The sequence below is a fragment of the Aeromicrobium sp. Root472D3 genome, from assembly GCF_001426485.1.
Classification (GTDB): Bacteria; Actinomycetota; Actinomycetes; order Propionibacteriales; family Nocardioidaceae; genus Aeromicrobium.
Genome location: NZ_LMET01000001.1, coordinates 2,291,177 through 2,308,382, shown reverse-complemented (window position 1 = coordinate 2,308,382; position 17,206 = coordinate 2,291,177). Strand labels below are relative to the sequence as shown.

The window sequence follows — 17,206 nt, the reverse complement described above, 5'->3', positions numbered from 1 at the left end:
GGCCCAGTCGTCGGCGCCCATCCCGAACGACTCGGCAGCCGCACCGTTGCGGCGGGGGGCGATCGATCTCCTCGATCGCGGCGCGCAGCACGTCGCCATCGGCGTCGCCCAGGACGAACACCCCACGATTGGTGCCGTCGCCGCGGCGACCCATGGAGAAGCGGGTGCGGACCCGGGCCCGCTCCTCTTCCTGGCGCAGCTGCTCGCCGAGGTGCTCGTCGTAGCCGTCGGGGTCGATGACCTCCAGCACCCGGTGCGCCAACCGCTGCAGACCCTCCAGGTCGTGCTCACCGGCCAGGGCGATCAGGTGCGTCTCGGCGTCGGCGCGGGGCTGCTCGTCGACCCAGTCCGGCAGCGCGCCGACGGCCTTGATGATGACCGCCGCCTGATCGGTGCTGAGCCTTCCGGCAGACCAGGCCTGACGGGTCGCCTCGCACCCGGTGCCCTTGGACAGGCCGACCAGCTTGGACGCCGCACCCTTGGTCATGTCGCGGCTGCGGACAGCCACGCGGTCGTCGAGGCCGCACCGTCGTCCTTCGCCAACCCCATCTGATCGGCACACCCCACCAGCCGCGACATCGTCGCGTCCAGGGCGGTGCGGGTGCGCTGCACCGCCACGATCACCTCGCGCACCTCAGTGCCCGTCAGNAGGTCATCGGCCAGCGACGACAGCTGATCCACGATCACCACACCACCCCCGACCCGACTCGACCAGAACACCTGTTCGAACAAGTCCAATCTACTACCGCCCACCGACACACGTCCCACGTCGTGCACAGGCGGGAGACGGCTACCCGACCGGCTTCGCGCTCTTGGTCGCGAGGCGCCGCGCCTCGTCGATCAGCGCCCTCATCGGGAGCTCGCGCACGTCGTCGTCGCTGATCGTCTCGTGCGCTCCGGTCGGCCGCACCGCGATCTCGAGGACGTCCCACTTCCGGTACGAGTCGCGCTGGTGGAGCCGCATGCCGATGCTGAAGTCGTCGGCGAGCCTCATCGTGACGAGCCGCTCGCCCTCGCCGGCCACGTGCACCGCGGACGGCTCGATGACGGTGTCCATCAGCTCTGCGAGATCCATGACGACTCCTCGGGGAGGGGAGATCGACCGTAGCACCGGGCAGACCGTCGTGTACCGGCTTCGAGACACCGGCCGCACGACGGACCCATACTGGGCGCATGGCCTCCTCCCGCGGCGTAGACCGACTCCTCGCGTTCGGTGACGCGACGGTCGCGATCGCGATGACCCTGCTGGTGCTGCCGCTCGTCGACGTCGCCCAGGACGCCGGCGACGTCCCGGTCGGCGATCTCCTCGACGACCACTCGTTCGAGCTCGTCTCGTTCGTCCTCAGCTTCGTCGTCATCGCGGCGTTCTGGGTCATCCACCACGACATGTACGACGACGTCGAGAGCACCGTGCCGCACCTCGTCGCGGCCAACCTGGCGTGGCTCGCGACGATCGTCTTCCTGCCGTTCCCGACCGCTCTGCTCGGCTCGGCGACCGACGAGCGTCTCGTGCACGGCATCTACATCGGCACGCTCGTCGCCACGAGCGCGACGCTGACCTGGCAGAGATTCCTGCTGGTCCGGCACGCCGCCTCTCCGGCGTCGCACCAGGCACCGGTCTCGTTGATCCTGGTGACGACGGCCTTCGTCGTGGCGGTCGCACTGCCCGCGGTGGGCCTGTGGTCGCTGCTGCTCCTGCTGCTCGAGCGACCCGTCCGCCACGTGCTCGCGTCCCGTCGATGAGGCGCACCCTCCTGTCCGCGACGCTGGTGCTGGGCGCGCTCGCCGCCTGCGAGTCGTCCGACCCCTCCCCCGTCGTGGCACCCCTGCCGGACGGCGTCGTGCTGCACCTCGACCAGTCGCGGACCGAACGCATGGGCCGTGAGGTATTCATCAGGGTCGAGAACGGCACACGCCAGCGACTCGCCGTGGAGGAGCTGAGCCTGACGTCACCGCGGCTGCCGACGACCACGCGGACCGGTGACGAGACCGTCGAGCCGGGCTACGAGGGCGATCTCGAGCTCGACCTGCCGACGGGTCGCTGCGGCACGGCGATCGACGCGTCCGTGACGCTGCGCTACCGCCTCGGGGACGGCCCCGTGACGACCTCGACCGCGCCCGCCGACGACGCCTACGGGTCCGTCGCGCTGCTCGCCGACCGCGACTGCGCGGCGTCGACGCTCACCGCGGCCGCCGACGTGTCGGTCGGCGCACCGAGGGTCGTGGGACGTGATCGCGCCTCCGTGCTGCGGCTGCCCGTGACGCTGACACCCACGGGCCGCACGACGGGCACCCGGTTCGCCGGCTTCGAGTCGACGGTCCTGTTCCGCCAGACCGCCGCCTCCCCTGCCGACGTCTCGGTTCCCCTGGATGCCGGGAGCCCCGTCACGACGCAGGTGCTGTCGGTCGTCCCGTCCCGGTGCGACCCGCACGCCCTCGCCGAGGACAAGGTCGGGACGCTGTTCGGCGTCCGCGTGCAGGGCACCGAGCTCGGAGACGACGCGGCGTACTACCTCCCGCTCACCCGTGAGCAGCGGTCGGCGTTCTTCGACTTCTTCGCGACGCACTGCGGGCTCAGTCGCCCTTGACGTTCACGATCTGACGCAGGGTGTGCCGCACCTCGACGAGGTCGGCGGCGTCCTGCATCACGACGTCGATGTCCTTGTACGCCGCCGGGATCTCGTCGACGAACGCCGCCGTGTCGCGGTACTCGATGCCGCCCATCGCGGCGCGCAGGTCGTCCTGGGTGAACGCCTTGCGCGCCTTGGCCCGGCTGTACTCGCGTCCGGCCCCGTGCGGGGACGAGTTCAGCGCGACCGGGTTCCCCCGACCCACCACGACGTACGACCGGGTGCCCATCGACCCGGGCATGAGCCCCATCGTGCCCTCGGACGCATCGATCGCCCCCTTGCGCGACAGCCACACGTCCTTGCCGAAGTGCCGCTCCTTCGTCGTGTAGTTGTGGTGGCAGTTGATCTCCTCGAAGCGCTCGACCGTGTCGACACCGACCCAGTCGGCGAAGCACGCCACGACGCGGTCCATCATCTCGGCCCGGTTGAGCAGGGCGTACTTCTGGGCCCACCGCAGCTCGCCGACGTACGCGTCGAACTCGGGCGTGCCCTCCACGAGGTAGGCGAGGTCGCGGTCGGGCAGGTCGATCCACCACTGGGCGCACAGCCGCTGCGCCACGGCGATGTGCCGCTGCGCGATCTTGTTGCCGACACCCCGCGAGCCCGAGTGCAGGAACAGCCACACCCGGTCGTCCTCGTCGAGGCTGACCTCGATGAAGTGGTTGCCCGAGCCGAGCGTGCCGAGCTGCAGCTCCCACCGCGATGCCCGCTCGGACGGGTCGAAGCCCGCCTGCTCGGCGTCGGCGCGCAGCTCGTCGACGCGCTGCTGGGTGTGCCGGTGCGTGATGGCGCGGTTGGCCACGCCGGCCGACAGCGGGATCGCCCCCTCGATCGCCGTGCGCAGGGCACGCCGGTCGTCCGGCAGGTCCGACAGCTCGAACCCGGTGCGGACCGCGATCATGCCGCAGCCGATGTCGACGCCGACGGCGGCCGGGATGATCGCCCCGAGCGTCGGGATGACCGAACCGACCGTCGCGCCCTTGCCCAGGTGGGCGTCCGGCATCAGCGCCAGGTGCGGGTGGATGAACGGCATCGTGCTCGTCGTGACGGCCTGGGCGCGCGCGTCCTCGTCCAGGATGGACGCCCAGCTGAACAGCCGCTGGGAGATCTTCTCCATGATGTGTCTCTCTCCTCGATGGTGGTGGTGCAACAGAAAAGCCCCGACCGCGGGTGCGGTCGAGGCTCGGTTCCGGAGCGGTGGCTGGTCAGCCAGGGTTGGTCTCCGGGTGTGGCGCATCGACCGTCGGGTGGTCGTTCTTCCCCCGCAGGTACGACGAGGTGGGCAGGACGGACGACAGGCTGGTCGACAGCGTGTTCATCATCGGAGTCCTCTCGTCGTCGGCGTGGTCGATGCGACGCAGGACGTTACACGAGGTCGGCGTCGCGCGCCAGGACGTCGACGCCCACCGCGACGACGTCCTCGGCCAGGCGGTGCGGCATGACCCCGCGCCGGTGCGACGCGCGCTCGAGTGCTGCGAAGGCTCGGGCCGGGGTGACGCCGAACCGCTCCATGATCATGCCCTGCGCCTGCCAGACGGTCGTGAGCCGTCCCATCGCCCGGTCGCGGCGGTCGACGTCCGTCGCGGCGTTGAGGGCGGCCGCCGCGTGCTCGACGAACGACAGGGTGCGCGGGGTGTCGTGGATCGGGAACGCCTGCACCACCTCGGCGTAGAGGGTCAGGTGCCCGAGGGTCACCCGTCCGGTCGACAGCGGCAGCACGAGGACCGCCACCAAGCCGTCGCGCTGCGCCGTGGCCGACCAGTCGGGCCATCGCGGGTCAGCACCGAGGTCGCCGCAGTAGACCGACTCCCCGCCCCGCACGGCGTCGAGCGTGGGCCCGTGCCCGCAGGAGACCTGCCGCAGGTGCGAGGCGGTGGCCCGGCGGTCGGAGGCGACGTGGTCGAGCACGTCCCCCGTGGCGTCACCCAGGACGATCCCGGCCGACACGCAGTCGGCGACGGTCGCGACCGCGGCGGCGACGGTCAGCTGGGCGACGCGCACGACATCGCGCGACCCGGGGGTCGAGACCTGGGCGTCCACGGGCACTCCTCATCACGTCGAGGTGATCGTCGGGGTCCGGGACGGTCGTCGTCGCAGCAGGCTATCGGGCGCGGCCTCGCGGTCGCAGCGAAACGGCGATCAGCTCGGCGTCGTGAGCTCGGGGATGCTGCGCGGGTCGTCGAGCACGATCTGGGCGACGTCCTCGAGCCGCAGTCGGTGCGAGCGGGCGTGCGACCGCATCAGCGTGAACGCCTGGTCGGTGCCGACGCCCAGCATCTTGCTGAGCGCACCCTTGGCCTGCTCGATCGCGACCCGACTGTTGAGGGCCCCGTGGAGCTGCTCGGTCAGGGTCTCGGCCCGGCGGACGCTGCGCTCCTGCAGGATCGCGATCGTCGCGACGTCCGCCAACGCCTGCACGACGGCGACGTCGGACGCGTCGAGCCGAGCGCCCTCGGCACCGAAGATGTTGAGCGTGCCGATGACCTGGTCGCGCAGTCGCATCGGCAACGCGTGCACCGAGCCGAAACCGGCTCGGGACGCCGTCGGCGCGAAGACGGGCCAGCGGTCGCCGGCGGCCCGCAGGTCGGTGTTGATGACGGGCGTGCCGGTGCGGTAGCAGTCGAGGCAGGGCCCCTCGGAGTTCTGGATCTGGAACAGCTCGACGATCTGCGACTGGTCGGACGACGCCGCCATGAAGCGCAGCAGCCCCCGGTGGTCGGCCAGCAGTATGCCGGCCGCCATCGCGTCGGCGATCTCGGTCGCGTGCCCCGTGAGGTTGTGCAGGAAGTCGACGAGGTCGAAGTCGTCGACGAGGGTGTCGGCCATCTCGACGAACACCGAGGCGAGCTTTTGTGAGGAGATCATCAGGCACGCGGCCTTTCATTCTCGTTTGTGACGACAAGTCTAGGAGTTCGCAGCATCATCGGCCTTCCGTCTCGTCCGCGGCGTCCAGCCGGACCTCGCCCGCCATGATGCGGGCGGCCAGCTCGGCCACGGTCTGCTGGTGGGCGAAGGCGTGGGCCCGCATCCGCGCCATCGCCTCGCTCAGGCCGATGCCCAGGTCGACCGACACGACGCCTTGCGCCTGGTAGATCTCGGCGCGGTACTCGAGCACGAACTCGAGGCCGGGGTGGAGCGGACGGCCGGGTTCGCCGCCCTCCTCGCTGAGCAGGATGTCGGTGGCCAGGTCGGCGAAGGTCAGCGCGGTGCTGACGAGCGAGGTCGGGAACGGGTCGGTACCGGCCAGGTAGATCGTGAGGACGCCGAACGTCGTCACGCCGACCTGCAGCGGGAGCGAGAGCACCCCGCACACGCCGGCCTGCGAGGCCGCCGTCGAGAACATCGGCCAGGCGCGCCCCTCGGGCGAGTCGAGGTTGGGCACCAGCACGGGCCTGCGGGCCGCGAACGCCTCGCGCGACGGTCCCTCGCCGAGCGAGAACTGCAGCTCGTCGAGCTGGAAGCTGCGCTGGTCGGCACTGGCCACGACCCCCTGCGACCCGCGCACGGACATCAGCGACACCGCGGTGCCCTCGGCCTCGAGGTGGGCCATGGCGGCGCGGCACAGGCGCTCCAGCATCACCAGGGCCGTGACGTCCTGGTCGCCGGGGCGGGCCTCGGCCGCGACGAGCGTGGCGACCAGTCCGCGCAGGGCGGCGTCGTCACGCCCCACGACGTCATCGTCGAGCATCGTGCCTGCCCCCCGTCGTGCTCGGACACCGGGTCGGCATCGCGGCCAAGCCTACGCCTCGGCGGGTCGTCGTGGGGCGTCGATGCGAGAATGCCGCAACCACCACAGACCGACGAACGGCAGCACGAGCGGGATGAAGACGTAGCCCATGCCGAAGTCCGACCACACGGTCTGGTCCGGGAAGAGGTCGGGGTCGACCAGCGACAGGAGGCCGACCGACAGGACCCCGACGAGCTCGATGCCGATCGTCACGGCGGCGAGCCGCCGGTGGTTGCGTGCCAGGGCGAACGTCGCCACGACGTAGACGACGCCGGCGAACGCCGACAACGCGTACGGGACGACGGTGTCGGACTCGACCTCCGTCACGAGCTGGACGATCGACCGCGCCGACGCCGCGAGGGCGAACACGGCGTAGACGGCCACCAGCGCGCGGCCGAAGCCGTGCGACGTGTCGGGGCGGGACGAGGAACCGCGATCAGGCATATGCACCCTTCCAGATGCCGAGGAGACGGACGGAGAGCGCGGCGGTCGTCAGCATCGCCACGACGACGACGCCCGTCCCCCACCGGGACTTCTCGGCGATCCCCCACAGCACCGCTGCGGGTGGGATGACGACCATCGTCACGAGATACGACACGAACAGGATCCCGTCGACGTCGCGCGACGTCGAGCTGAGCGCGATCGATCCCCCGACCAGCAGGACGAGCAGCACGATCTCGAGCACGCACACGGCGTAGAACAGCGGATTGCCGAACTCACGGTCACGGACGACGTGCCACGCGGCGAAGCCTGCGACGAGCAGCGCGAGGACCGCGATGCCGTAGGCGACGGGATCGGTCACGTGGCGCCTCGCCTTCGTCGGTGGGGGTGGATCGGTGCCCGCCGAGTCTTTCATGTCGGCCGCGGAGGCCAGCACCTAGACTGCAGGGAGGGACTCGCCGGAAATTCTGGCGATGTTCACCCATCCTGACCGGAGGCGCCGTCGAATGGCTCGTAGAAGACTTCTCGGAAAGGACAGCCCGATGCCAGCATCAGCCGCGCAGCTCAAGCTCGTCGCCGCGCCCGAGCACGATGCTGCCCCCGACCTGAACGAGCTGCTCGTGCGGGTCGGTCGTGGTGACGAGCAGGCGTTCGCCCAGGTGTACGACGAGCTGGGGGCGTCCGTCTTCGGGCTCGCCCGTCGCGTCATCCGCGATCCCGCCCGTGCCGAGGAGATCGCCCAGGAGGTCTTCATCCAGGTCTGGCAGTCGGCGGCCCGGTACGACCCGGCCCGCGGCAACGCCAAGAGCTGGTGCCTCACGCTGGCTCACCGCCGCGCCGTCGACGCCGTCCGGCACGACCAGGCCGCCACCAACCGCGAGAACCGGTACGACTGGTCGAGCGGACCCGATTACGACGAGGTCGAGGAGACCGTGACCATCACGTTGGAGCACGAGCAGGTCAAGCGCTGCCTCGAGGGTCTGACCGACCTGCAGCGCGAGGCCGTCAACCTCGCCTACTACCAGGGCTACACGTACGCGGAGGTCGCCACGGCGCTCGACGCGAACACGGCCACGATCAAGACCCGCATGCGTGACGGCATCGTCCGCCTGCGCGACTGCATGGGGGTGTCCGCATGAGCGTCGACCTGCACTCGCTGATGGCGCCCTACGCGCTCGACGCCCTCGACGCCGACGAGCGGGGGCGCTTCGAGGCCCACCTCGACCAGTGCGTCGACTGCCAGGTCGAGATCGCCGGCTTCATGGCCACCGCCGTGCGTCTCGGCGACGCCGTCAGCCACACGCCTCCCCCGGCCCTGCGCGGTCGTCTGCTCGCCGAGATCAGCACGACGCCGCAGCAGCACCCGGTCGTGTCGTCGCTCGCCGAGCGTCGCTCGCTCCGTCGTGCGCTGCCCCGCATGGCCGTCGCGGCCGCCGTCCTCGTCGGCGCCGTCGGTGTCGGTGGTTTCGTCGTCGAGCGCGACCGAGCCCAGGACGAGCACGCGCAGAACGTCGCGATCTCGAACGTGATCGGGGCCGAGGACGTCGCGACCAAGGCCAAGACGTTCGACGCCGGCGGAAGCGTCAAGCTGTACTCCTCGGCGGCGGCCGACTCGGCCGTCATCATCGCCAAGGGACTTCCGAGCCCCGGCGCCGGCAAGGTGTACCAGGTCTGGATGATCGACCAGGCCGGTCCGACCTCGCAGGGCACGTTCGAGAAGGGCGGCCAGATGATCATGACCGGCGTCTCGGGCGCCGATCGGGTCGCGGTCACGGTCGAGCCCACCGGCGGGTCGAAGCAGCCCACCTCGGCGCCGATCGCGACCATCGCGGTCTGACACCCGCCCGGCGACGCTGGCGCAGCATCGTGACAGGTCTGCTGTCATGATGCTGCCATGCGTCCGCCCCTCGTCCTCGTCGTCGCGGCGATGGCCGTCCCGTCCGGCTTCTACCGTCCGCTGGTGCGCGAGATCGAGTCACGGGGGTGGCAGGCCCGCGCCCTGCCGAACCGGGGCTTCGAACGTGGGGAGCCCGTCGCCTCGCGCCGCGACGACTGGAGCTACGACGACGAGATCCGGGCGATCGCGGAAGCCGTGGCCACCGCGCGGGCCGAGGACCCCGGCCGTCCGGTCATCCTGCTGGGCCACAGCCTGGGTGCCCAGCTCGTCGCCGGGCACCAGATCCACCACGACCCGGCCGACGGCTTCGTGACCGTCGGGGCCTCGGTGCCCCACTTCCGGTCGTACCCGTACGGCGGCCTCCCGGTGCTGCTGATGGGCCTCGCGGTGCCGGTCGCGACGCGTGTCCGCGGCTTCCTGCCCCAGCCGTTCTTCGGGGCGCCCGGGGCCCGGACCCTGATGCGCGAGTGGGCCCGCTTCGTCCGGTCCGGCCGTCCGCCCTACGACGTGCCCCACCGCGTCCGGACGCCCACGCTCGTGGTGCAGCTGCAGGGCGACACGTACGCCGTCTCGCACTCCAACAAGATCTTCACCGACATGATGATCGAGCCCTCGGCCGTGACCCGCTGGGTCTACGCCAAGGACGCGACGCCCGTCGGCGGCACGACCCACCACGTCCGGTGGGTCAGGACCCCCGCGCCCGTGGTGGACCGCGTCGTCGACTGGTGGGAGGGCGTCGCCTCCCCCGCGTGACCTACTCGGCGAAGGCCTCGACCGGCGGGCACGAGCACGCCAGGTTGCGGTCGCCGTAGGCCTGGTCGATGCGCCCGACCGGCGGCCAGTACTTGTCGTCGGTCGAGCCAGCCGGGAACGCGCCCGTGCCGATGTCGTACGCGTGCTGCCAGTCGAGCAGCGTGCGCATCGTGTGGGGCGCGTGCACGAGCGGGTTGTCGCCGTCGGGCCACTCCCCCGCGACGACCTGGTCGATCTCCGAGCGGATCGCGAGCATCGCGTCGCAGAACCGGTCGAGCTCGGCGAGGTCCTCGGACTCGGTCGGCTCGACCATCAGGGTGCCGGGCACGGGGAAGCTCATCGTCGGGGCGTGGAAGCCGTAGTCGATCAGCCGCTTCGCGACGTCGTCGATGCTGAGCCCCGCGGCCTTCGTGAGCGGCCGCAGGTCGAGGATGCACTCGTGCGCCACCAGGTCGTGCTCGCCGCTGTACAGCACGGGGAACGCGCTCTCGAGGCGCTTGGCGATGTAGTTGGCCGACAGCACGGCGACCGACGTCGCGTCGGTGAGCCCCTCGGCGCCCATCATCGCGACGTACGCGAACGGGATCGGCAGGATGCCGGCCGATCCGTAGGGAGCCGCGCTGATCGCGCCGACCCCCTCACGCTTGCTCTCGACGGGGTGCAGCGGGTGCGTCGGCAGGAACGGGACGAGGTGCTCCGCGACAGCGACCGGCCCGACACCCGGGCCTCCGCCGCCGTGCGGGATGCAGAACGTCTTGTGCAGGTTGAGGTGCGACACGTCGCCGCCGAACACGCCCGGCTGGGCGTGACCCAGCAGGGCGTTGAGGTTCGCGCCGTCGACGTAGACCTGCCCGCCGTGGGCGTGGACGATGTCGCACAGCTCGGTGATGCCGTGCTCGTAGACGCCGTGCGTCGACGGGTAGGTCACCATGATCGCGGCGAGGTCGTCGGCGTGGGCCTCGCACTGGGCGCGCAGGTCGTCGAGGTCGACCTCGCCCTGGCCGGTCGACTTCACCAGCACGACGCGCATGCCGGCCATGACGGCCGATGCGGCGTTCGTGCCGTGCGCCGAGCTCGGGATCAGGCACACCGTGCGGTGCTCGTCGCCCCGGCTGCGGTGGTACGCGCGGATCGCCAGCAGACCCGCGAACTCGCCCTGCGAGCCGGCGTTGGGCTGGATGGAGACACCCGCGTAGCCCGTCACCTCGGCGAGCCAGCCCTCGAGGGTCTCGACGAGCTCGATCATGCCCGCGGCGTCCTCGGCCGGCACGAAAGGGTGCAGGTCGGCGAAGCCGGGCCAGCTGATGGGCTCCATCTCGGCGGTCGCGTTGAGCTTCATGGTGCACGAGCCGAGCGGGATCATGCCGCGGTCGAGCGCATAGTCGCGGTCGCTGAGCTTCTTGAGGTAGCGCAGCATCTGCGTCTCGCTGTGGTGCTCGTGGAAGACGGGGTGCGTCAGGATCTCGTCGTCACGCAGGAGGTCGGCCGGCAGGGCCGACTCGGCCTCCCAGTCGGGACCGGCGGCGTCGAAGGCGCCGAGGACGCCCTCGACGTGCGCGACCGTCGTGGTCTCGTTGGCAGAGACCGCGACGTGGTCGGCGTCGACGAGCCGCAGGTGGATGCCGATCTCGCGCGCCTTCGAGACGACGTCGACAGCACGACCCGGCACGTGAGCCGTGACGGTGTCGAAGAACTCGTCGCCGACGACGTCGATGCCCGCCCCGCGCAGGCCCCCGGCCAGCGCGACGGCGCTGCGGTGGACGTCGCGAGCGATCGTCCGCAGACCGTCGGGGCCGTGGTAGACCGCGTACATCGACGCCGCGACGGCCAGCAGCACCTGCGCCGTGCAGATGTTCGACGTCGCCTTCTCGCGGCGGATGTGCTGCTCGCGCGTCTGCAGGGCGAGCCGGTACGCGGGACGCCCGGCACTGTCGACCGAGACGCCGACGAGGCGTCCCGGCAGGTGCCGCTCGAGGCCCGAGCGGACGGCCATGAAGCCGGCGTGGGGACCGCCGTAGAACATCGGGACGCCGAACCGCTGGCTCGACCCGACGACGACGTCGGCGCCGAGCGACCCCGGAGAGGCCAGGAGCACGAGCGCCAGCGGATCGGCCACGACGACGGCCAGGCCGCCCGAGGCGTGCGCGGCCTCGATCGCGCGACGCGGGTCGCCGATCGCGCCGTCGGCACGGGGGTACGCCACGATGACGCCGGCCGCCTCGACGTCGGGGACGTCGTGACCGAGATCGGCCTCGAGCAGCTCGATGCCGAGGGCTTCGGCGCGGGTGTGCGTCACGGCGAGCGTCTGCGGCAGCAGGCCCGAGTCGATGATGATCGGCAGGGCGTCCTTGCCCTTGGTGGCGCGGCGGATCAGCGTCATCGCCTCGGCGATGGCGGTGCCCTCGTCCAGGAGCGACGAGTTGGCGGTCGGCAGCCCCGTGAGGTCGGAGATCAGGGTCTGGAAGTTCAGCAGCGCCTCGAGGCGTCCCTGCGAGATCTCGGGCTGGTACGGCGTGTAGGCCGTGTACCAGGACGGGTCCTCGAGCACGTTGCGACGGATCACGGCGGGCGTGACGGTCGGGTGGTAGCCGAGACCGATCATCGCGGTGCCGGGGTTGTTGCGGTCGGCGAGGTCGCGCAGCATCGCGAGCGCCTCGGTCTCGGTGCGGGCCGACGGCAGGTCGAGCGGCGTCGTGCTGCGGATGCCCGACGGGACGGCCGCCTGCATCAGTGCGTCGAGCGAGTCGTAGCCGACCCGGCGCACCATGGCGTCCTGGTCAGCGGGCGTCGGGCCGATGTGGCGGCTGACGAAGTCGTGGGACGCGCGGTCGAGAGACACGGGGAGCTCCGAGGGTAGAGGCGTGGGCGGACATCGCCTCCCCTTCTGTCACGCCCGGCTCGACGATCCGAGGCGGGGCTCCAGAATTGCCTCGAACGCGTGGTCCTTGGTGCCTGAGAGGTTCCGGGGAGGAATTGCCCCTTCGGCGTCGCCTGGGCGAGCTCTCCCACGCGCGATCGACAGCAACTCCACCCTACCAAGGGTGGCGCGCCGAGGTGGGATCAGGACGACAGGCGGGCGCGGCGGCGCGCGGCGAGCTCGTCGTCGGCCGAGGAGATCTCGACGGCGCGCTCGCTCGGCAGCTCGTGGAGCGATCCCTCGATCTCCTTCCACACACCGCCGATCGCGATGCCGAAGACGCCCTGGCCACCCTGCAGCAGGTCGATGACCTCGTCGGCCGACCGGCACTCGTAGACGCTGGCGCCGTCGCTCATGAGCGTCACCTGTGTCAGGTCGTCGGTGCCGCGCACGCGCAGGTGGTCGATCGCGACGCGGATCTGCTGCAGCGAGACGCCCGCGTCGAGCAGGCGCTTGATGATCTTGAGCAGCAGGATGTCCTTGAACGAGTACAGGCGCTGCGTGCCCGAGCCCGTCGCCGAGCGGACGGTCGGCTCGACCAGGCCCGTGCGGGCCCAGTAGTCGAGCTGGCGGTAGGTGATCCCGGCCGCGCTGCACGCCGTGGGTCCGCGGAATCCCGCGTCCTCGGGCAGCGGCGACACGTCGTCGTTGAAGAGCAGACCCTGGTCGCTCGCCTCGGAGGCAGCCTCGATCCGCGTGGCGGTGGCGTCGTTGTCGTGCGACTCGATCATCCGGAATGCCTTCCAAAGCTGGTGTGGGGGAAGACTACCGCCACGGAACTACATCCGTGTACCTTCGGCAGCACTCTCAAGGTAGAGATGAGAGTTGGACCGGTCAACGACCGCGCCGTCGTGTCGAGCACTTGTTTTCAAGTCTCACTCGAGGCTTGAGGGTTACTCGAAGTCCTCGGGCTCGACGTGGTCGAGGAACTCGCGGAACTGCTCCACGACCTCCTCCTCCTGGTCGGTCGAGGCGATGCCCGCCTCGTCGAGGACGTCCTCGGCGCAGACGATGCGCGAGCCGGCCCGCAGCGCGAGCGCGATCGAGTCGGACGGCCGCGCCTCGACCTCGGCGCCGGAGGCGAACACCAGCAGGGCGTGGAACACCCCCTCGTGGACGTCGACGATCCGCACCTCGTCGAGCTCGTCGCCGAGCGCCTCGACGACGTGCTGCATCAGCTCGTGCGTCAGCGGGCGCGTCGTCGGCGTGCCCTGCTGCGCGTAGGCGATCGCCGACGCCTCGACGGCGCCGATCCAGATCGGCAGGTACCGCGTGCCCTCGGCCTCGCGGAGCAGGACCAACGGCTGGTTGGTCGGCATCTCGACCCGGACGCCGACGACCTCGACCTCGCGCACCGGCTCAGCCGCGCAATCGACTTCTGACCAGGACCGACTGGAAGCGCACCGACAGCGCGGCCAGCGCGGCCACGGTGCGCTCGGCGGCGTCCTTGTCGAGCTGGCGCGACCGCGGCGAGACGACCTGGTCGAACAGCGCCACCTCGCGGTCGGCGGAGGCCCCGAACAGGCGCAGGTGGCGGGGCTCGAGCCCGAGCTCGGCGAACTCGCCGACGATCGACGCGATCTGCAGGGCCGTCGCGTCGTAGTACGTCTGGGTCGGACGACGCTGGATCAGGCCGAACTCCTCGATCGCGGCCAACGTGTCGCCGTCGATGCCCGCGGCAGCGAGCAGGTCGTCCCGCGACAGCCGCATGCTGCCGGACGACTCGAGGAAGGTCGCCTCGGTGGGCAGCCCGTCGGCCGCCAGGCTCAGGTGCGGCACGCGCACCGTCGGGCCCTGGGCCGTGTCGGGCACGACGCCGCGGTCCATCTCGTCGAGGACCTGCCGGATGTGGCTCAGCGGCCAGAACTTGTCGCGCTGCTGGCGCAGGATGAACCGCAGCCGCTCGACGTCGTTGAACGAGAACTTGCGGTAGCCGGACGGCGTGCGCTCGGGCTCGAGCAGGCCCTCGGACTCGAGGTACCGGATCTTGGTGATCGTCAGGTCGGGGAACTCCGGCAGGAGCTCGTCGAGCACCTTGCCGATCCCCAGCCGCGACAGCTCGGGGAGCGGCTGGGTCACGCCGTGCCCCGCAGGGCCCCGGCAAAGTAGATCAGCCGGTACTTGCCGATCTGCACCTCGTCGCCGCCCGAGAGGGTGATCTCGCTGTCGATGCGGTCGCGGTTGACGTAGGTGCCGTTGAGGCTGCCGAGGTCGGTGACGGTGTAGCCCTCGCCGCTGCGCGCGAACGTGCCGTGACGGCGCGAGACGCTGATGTCGTCGAGGAAGATGTCGCTGTCGGGGTGGCGGCCCACCGAGACGGTGTCGCTGTCGAGCAGGAAGCGGGCGCCGGAGTCGGGGCCGCGCTGCACGAGCAGCATCGCGCTGCCGGCGGGCAGGTTCTCGACCGCCGAGACGTCGGACGCGGTCATCTCCTCGGTGTCGGCGTCGAGGATCGGGATGTGCGTCGTGTGGTCAGAGACGGGCTCGGACGGAACAGCGTCGGGCTCGTGGTCCGGCGTGGACATCGGCGTCACTCCTGTGTGCTGTCGACCTCCGTGGGGAGGTGGTGCGTGATCTCCAACCTAGCACCCGGTCGGTGTCGCCGACCGGGCCCGCGGGACGTCAGTCGGCCGTCGTGAGGGCCGTGTAGGCCTCTGCCTCGAGCAGTGCCGACGTGGGGTCGTCCTCGGACGGCCGGAGCTTGATGAGCCAGCCCTCGCCGTACGGATCGGAGTTGATGACCTCGGGGCCGCCGTCGAGCGCCTCGTTGCGGGCGACGACCTCGCCGCTCAGCGGCGAGAAGATGTCGCTGACCGACTTGGTCGACTCGAGCTCGCCGACGACCGAGCCGGCCTCGACGCGGTCGCCGATCGACGGCAGCTCGACGTAGACGATGTCGCCGAGCGCGTCCTGCGCGAAGTCGGTGATGCCGACCGTCGCGATGTCGTCGTCCAGACGCACCCACTCGTGCTCTTCGCTGTAGTACAGGTCCTCAGGGATCACCGCGTGCTCCTAGCAGTCACAAGGGGGTCAGGATGTGGGTCGAGCGTACTCGGGGCTCTTGACGTCGGCGAGGGCGGTGATCGTGACCTTGTCCTTCTCGGTCACCGTCGCCGATCCGCCGCGGTTGTCGACCCGGTCGATGAGTCCGCCGCGGAAGCGTACCGCCTCGGCGAGGTCCTGGGAGTCGCCGATCGCCTCGATGCGGTACGGCCGCTTGATCTCGCGTCCGCCGACGCGGATCTGGCCGTCGTCGTCGAGGAAGTACGTCTGCGCGACGACCCGCGCCACGCCGTTGATCGCGATGGCCTCGGCCCCCGCGTCGCGGAGCTCCTCGATCGCGTCGAGCAGCGCCGGGGCGTCGATCTGCTTGTCGGGGTCGTTGATCACGACCTCGATGCCCGTGCCCGTGGCACCCGCGGTGCCGGCCAGGATCGACAGCTCGTCGGCGCGCTTCCTGGCCTGCTTCTCGGCCCGCTCGGAGCGCTGCGTGCTGCTGAGCAGGCCGTTGCGGGTGGTGGTCAGGTCGTCGATCTGGGTGCCGAGGCGCTCGTTCGCGACGTCGAGCGACTTGAGCAGCTCGACGAGCTCGTCGCCCCGCACGCCCGAGTAGTCGTCGTCGTCGGACCCGCTGACCTGGATCGTGATCGCGAACGCGAGGGCGCCGATCAGCACCGCCACGACGACCTGCGACGCCTTGGGCCGCAGCAGGTCGCGCCAGCCACGCCTCGCGCCGTGCTCAGGCATGGAAGATCCGTCGACGGATCGCGGCGGCGTTCGAGAAGATCCGGATGCCGAGGACAACCACGACGCCGGTCGACAGCTGCGAGCCGACGCCCAGCTGGTCGCCGAGGTAGACCATGAACGCCGCGATCACGACGTTGGAGATGAACGAGACCACGAAGACGCGGTCGTCGAACCGGCGCTCCCCCAGGGCCCGGAGCGCACCGATGACGGCGTCGAGCGCCGCCACGATCGCGATCGGCAGGTAGGGCTGCAGGCCCGCCGGCACCGCGGGTCGCAGGACCAGGCCCGCGATGATGCCGACGGCCAGGCCGATCACCGGGATCATGCGTCCCCCTTCGTTGCTGTCGCGTGCCGGACCGTCAGTCGCTTCCTCGGGACGGCCTCGACGGACAGGTCGTCCGATCGTGCCACGTCGAAGCCCACCCCGACGTCCTTTCGCCGCTCCCAGTCACGTCCCACCGACGACTGCTCGAACCGGTCCTCGAGGGCCTCCGGGTCGCCCAGGACGACGAGCTCGTACGGCGGGCCGACGGACTGGTAGTTGACCTTGACGACGCCGCCGGCCTGCCGGATCGACGTCAGGGACCCGATGCGCTGGTCGTCGACGGAGATGGCCTCGGCGCCGGCGTACCAGAACCCGTTGACGAGGACCTGCAGGTCGCGGTCGCTGATGTCGTCGATCGCCCCCGGCGTGACCGTGACGCGCAGGCCCGGGCCCTGGGCGGGGCGGTCGGCCGTCAGCAGCCGCAGCTCCTGGTAGTCGGCGTCGAGGCCCACGGCCGAGGCCTGCAGCCCGGTGACCTGGTCGCGCAGCGCCTCGGCGGTCGACTCGCGCGTGGCGAGGAGCGCCTTGCGCGACGCGATGTCGTCGATCAGGGTCTCGCGGGCGCGCTCGGCCGCGGGCCGGTCGGTGCGGGTCTGGATCGCCGCGATCGCGACGAGCAGCGCGAACGCCGCCAGCACGACGCCGGTCAGCACCGAGTTGAAGCCCTGCGAGCGCTCGTGGACACCCGGCCGGACGACGTAGTAGTCGTCGTCGAGCGCGGTGTCCGCGATCTTCTCGAGGAGCCCGTCGACCTGTTCGGGCACGTACG

22 protein-coding genes and 1 riboswitch are annotated in these 17,206 nt (G+C 70.9%); of the genes, 5 read left to right on the top strand and 17 right to left on the bottom strand.

Features of this window, described 5'->3' with window-relative positions:
* A partial coding sequence (locus ASD10_RS19065; RefSeq protein WP_162248848.1) for a DUF222 domain-containing protein occupies nucleotides 1–508 on the bottom strand: 508 nt, incomplete at its 3' end.
* 282 nt (nucleotides 509–790) lie between these two features.
* A complete protein-coding gene (locus tag ASD10_RS11365; protein WP_056608380.1) occupies nucleotides 791–1,075 on the bottom strand; it encodes a hypothetical protein in 285 nt (94 codons plus the stop codon).
* A 98-nt stretch (nucleotides 1,076–1,173) separates the two neighbouring features.
* On the opposite strand from ASD10_RS11365, the gene ASD10_RS11360 reads away from it, so the two are divergent.
* Both ASD10_RS11360 and ASD10_RS11355 read left to right on the top strand, forming a co-directional pair.
* On the top strand, nucleotides 1,174–1,743 hold the full coding sequence (locus ASD10_RS11360) for a TMEM175 family protein (RefSeq protein ID WP_056608377.1): 570 nt from the start codon (nucleotides 1,174–1,176) through the stop codon (nucleotides 1,741–1,743).
* Nucleotides 1,740–2,588 carry a hypothetical protein gene (locus ASD10_RS11355; RefSeq protein ID WP_056608374.1) on the top strand — a complete coding sequence of 283 codons (849 nt, stop codon included), beginning with the start codon at nucleotides 1,740–1,742 and terminating at the stop codon, nucleotides 2,586–2,588. The genes ASD10_RS11360 and ASD10_RS11355 overlap by 4 nt, the downstream gene beginning before the upstream one ends.
* On the opposite strand, the gene ASD10_RS11350 is transcribed toward ASD10_RS11355, so the two are convergent.
* The 6 genes from ASD10_RS11350 to ASD10_RS11325 form a co-directional block, all read right to left on the bottom strand.
* Complete coding sequence (locus ASD10_RS11350) at nucleotides 2,575–3,747, bottom strand: RtcB family protein (protein ID WP_056608371.1); 1,173 nt, start codon at nucleotides 3,745–3,747, stop codon at nucleotides 2,575–2,577. The two genes, ASD10_RS11355 and ASD10_RS11350, sit on opposite strands and share 14 nt — an antisense overlap.
* 248 nt (nucleotides 3,748–3,995) lie before the next feature.
* On the bottom strand, nucleotides 3,996–4,670 hold the full coding sequence (locus tag ASD10_RS11345; RefSeq protein ID WP_056608368.1) for a GAF and ANTAR domain-containing protein: 675 nt from the start codon (nucleotides 4,668–4,670) through the stop codon (nucleotides 3,996–3,998).
* 99 nt (nucleotides 4,671–4,769) lie between these two features.
* Nucleotides 4,770–5,495, bottom strand: a complete 726-nt coding sequence (locus ASD10_RS11340; RefSeq protein WP_200938237.1) for a GAF and ANTAR domain-containing protein — start codon at nucleotides 5,493–5,495, stop codon at nucleotides 4,770–4,772.
* A 55-nt stretch (nucleotides 5,496–5,550) separates the two neighbouring features.
* Nucleotides 5,551–6,318 (bottom strand): GAF and ANTAR domain-containing protein, encoded by a 768-nt coding sequence (locus ASD10_RS11335; RefSeq protein WP_056608365.1) that lies wholly within the window; start codon nucleotides 6,316–6,318, stop codon nucleotides 5,551–5,553.
* A gap of 51 nt (nucleotides 6,319–6,369) precedes the next feature.
* Nucleotides 6,370–6,801 (bottom strand): hypothetical protein, encoded by a 432-nt coding sequence (locus ASD10_RS11330; protein WP_056608364.1) that lies wholly within the window; start codon nucleotides 6,799–6,801, stop codon nucleotides 6,370–6,372.
* Nucleotides 6,794–7,159, bottom strand: coding sequence for a hypothetical protein (locus ASD10_RS11325; protein WP_056608362.1), 366 nt, complete (start codon nucleotides 7,157–7,159; stop codon nucleotides 6,794–6,796). Before ASD10_RS11325 ends, ASD10_RS11330 begins: the two co-directional genes overlap by 8 nt.
* 181 nt (nucleotides 7,160–7,340) lie before the next feature.
* Between ASD10_RS11325 and sigK the strand changes: the two genes are divergently transcribed.
* From sigK to ASD10_RS11310, 3 genes are read left to right on the top strand one after another with little or no spacing between them, the layout of a single operon-like run.
* Nucleotides 7,341–7,937 carry an ECF RNA polymerase sigma factor SigK gene (sigK, locus tag ASD10_RS11320; protein ID WP_056608359.1) on the top strand — a complete coding sequence of 199 codons (597 nt, stop codon included), beginning with the start codon at nucleotides 7,341–7,343 and terminating at the stop codon, nucleotides 7,935–7,937.
* Nucleotides 7,934–8,635, top strand: coding sequence for an anti-sigma factor domain-containing protein (locus tag ASD10_RS11315; protein WP_056608357.1), 702 nt, complete (start codon nucleotides 7,934–7,936; stop codon nucleotides 8,633–8,635). Before sigK ends, ASD10_RS11315 begins: the two co-directional genes overlap by 4 nt.
* A 57-nt stretch (nucleotides 8,636–8,692) precedes the next feature.
* Complete coding sequence (locus ASD10_RS11310; RefSeq protein ID WP_056608355.1) at nucleotides 8,693–9,448, top strand: alpha/beta fold hydrolase; 756 nt, start codon at nucleotides 8,693–8,695, stop codon at nucleotides 9,446–9,448.
* Nucleotide 9,449: 1 nt separating this feature from the next.
* On the opposite strand, the gene gcvP is transcribed toward ASD10_RS11310, so the two are convergent.
* The 9 genes from gcvP to ASD10_RS11265 form a co-directional block, all read right to left on the bottom strand.
* Nucleotides 9,450–12,287 carry an aminomethyl-transferring glycine dehydrogenase gene (gene gcvP / locus ASD10_RS11305; protein ID WP_056608352.1) on the bottom strand — a complete coding sequence of 946 codons (2,838 nt, stop codon included), beginning with the start codon at nucleotides 12,285–12,287 and terminating at the stop codon, nucleotides 9,450–9,452.
* Nucleotides 12,288–12,377: 90 nt separating this feature from the next.
* A riboswitch (glycine riboswitch) is annotated at nucleotides 12,378–12,466 on the bottom strand.
* 42 nt (nucleotides 12,467–12,508) lie between these two features.
* On the bottom strand, nucleotides 12,509–13,096 hold the full coding sequence (locus tag ASD10_RS11300; RefSeq protein ID WP_082556156.1) for a MerR family transcriptional regulator: 588 nt from the start codon (nucleotides 13,094–13,096) through the stop codon (nucleotides 12,509–12,511).
* A 162-nt stretch (nucleotides 13,097–13,258) separates the two neighbouring features.
* Entirely contained in the window at nucleotides 13,259–13,720 is a 462-nt protein-coding gene (locus ASD10_RS11295) for a bifunctional nuclease family protein (protein WP_056608349.1), read from the bottom strand.
* Nucleotides 13,721–13,724: 4 nt separating this feature from the next.
* Complete coding sequence (locus ASD10_RS11290) at nucleotides 13,725–14,444, bottom strand: MerR family transcriptional regulator (RefSeq protein ID WP_056608346.1); 720 nt, start codon at nucleotides 14,442–14,444, stop codon at nucleotides 13,725–13,727.
* The gene (locus ASD10_RS11285; RefSeq protein WP_056610165.1) at nucleotides 14,441–14,890 is read right to left on the bottom strand and encodes an FHA domain-containing protein; all 450 of its coding nucleotides are present in this window, start codon (nucleotides 14,888–14,890) and stop codon (nucleotides 14,441–14,443) included. The genes ASD10_RS11290 and ASD10_RS11285 overlap by 4 nt, the downstream gene beginning before the upstream one ends.
* Nucleotides 14,891–14,987: 97 nt before the next feature.
* Nucleotides 14,988–15,368 carry a glycine cleavage system protein GcvH gene (gene gcvH / locus ASD10_RS11280; protein ID WP_056608343.1) on the bottom strand — a complete coding sequence of 127 codons (381 nt, stop codon included), beginning with the start codon at nucleotides 15,366–15,368 and terminating at the stop codon, nucleotides 14,988–14,990.
* Between the two features lie 27 nt (nucleotides 15,369–15,395).
* The gene (locus ASD10_RS11275) at nucleotides 15,396–16,112 is read right to left on the bottom strand and encodes a DUF881 domain-containing protein (protein ID WP_056608340.1); all 717 of its coding nucleotides are present in this window, start codon (nucleotides 16,110–16,112) and stop codon (nucleotides 15,396–15,398) included.
* A complete protein-coding gene (locus ASD10_RS11270; protein WP_056608338.1) occupies nucleotides 16,105–16,437 on the bottom strand; it encodes a small basic family protein in 333 nt (110 codons plus the stop codon). The genes ASD10_RS11275 and ASD10_RS11270 overlap by 8 nt, the downstream gene beginning before the upstream one ends.
* Complete coding sequence (locus tag ASD10_RS11265; RefSeq protein WP_162248846.1) at nucleotides 16,434–17,201, bottom strand: DUF881 domain-containing protein; 768 nt, start codon at nucleotides 17,199–17,201, stop codon at nucleotides 16,434–16,436. The genes ASD10_RS11270 and ASD10_RS11265 overlap by 4 nt, the downstream gene beginning before the upstream one ends.
* Between the last annotated feature and the right edge of the window lie 5 nt (nucleotides 17,202–17,206).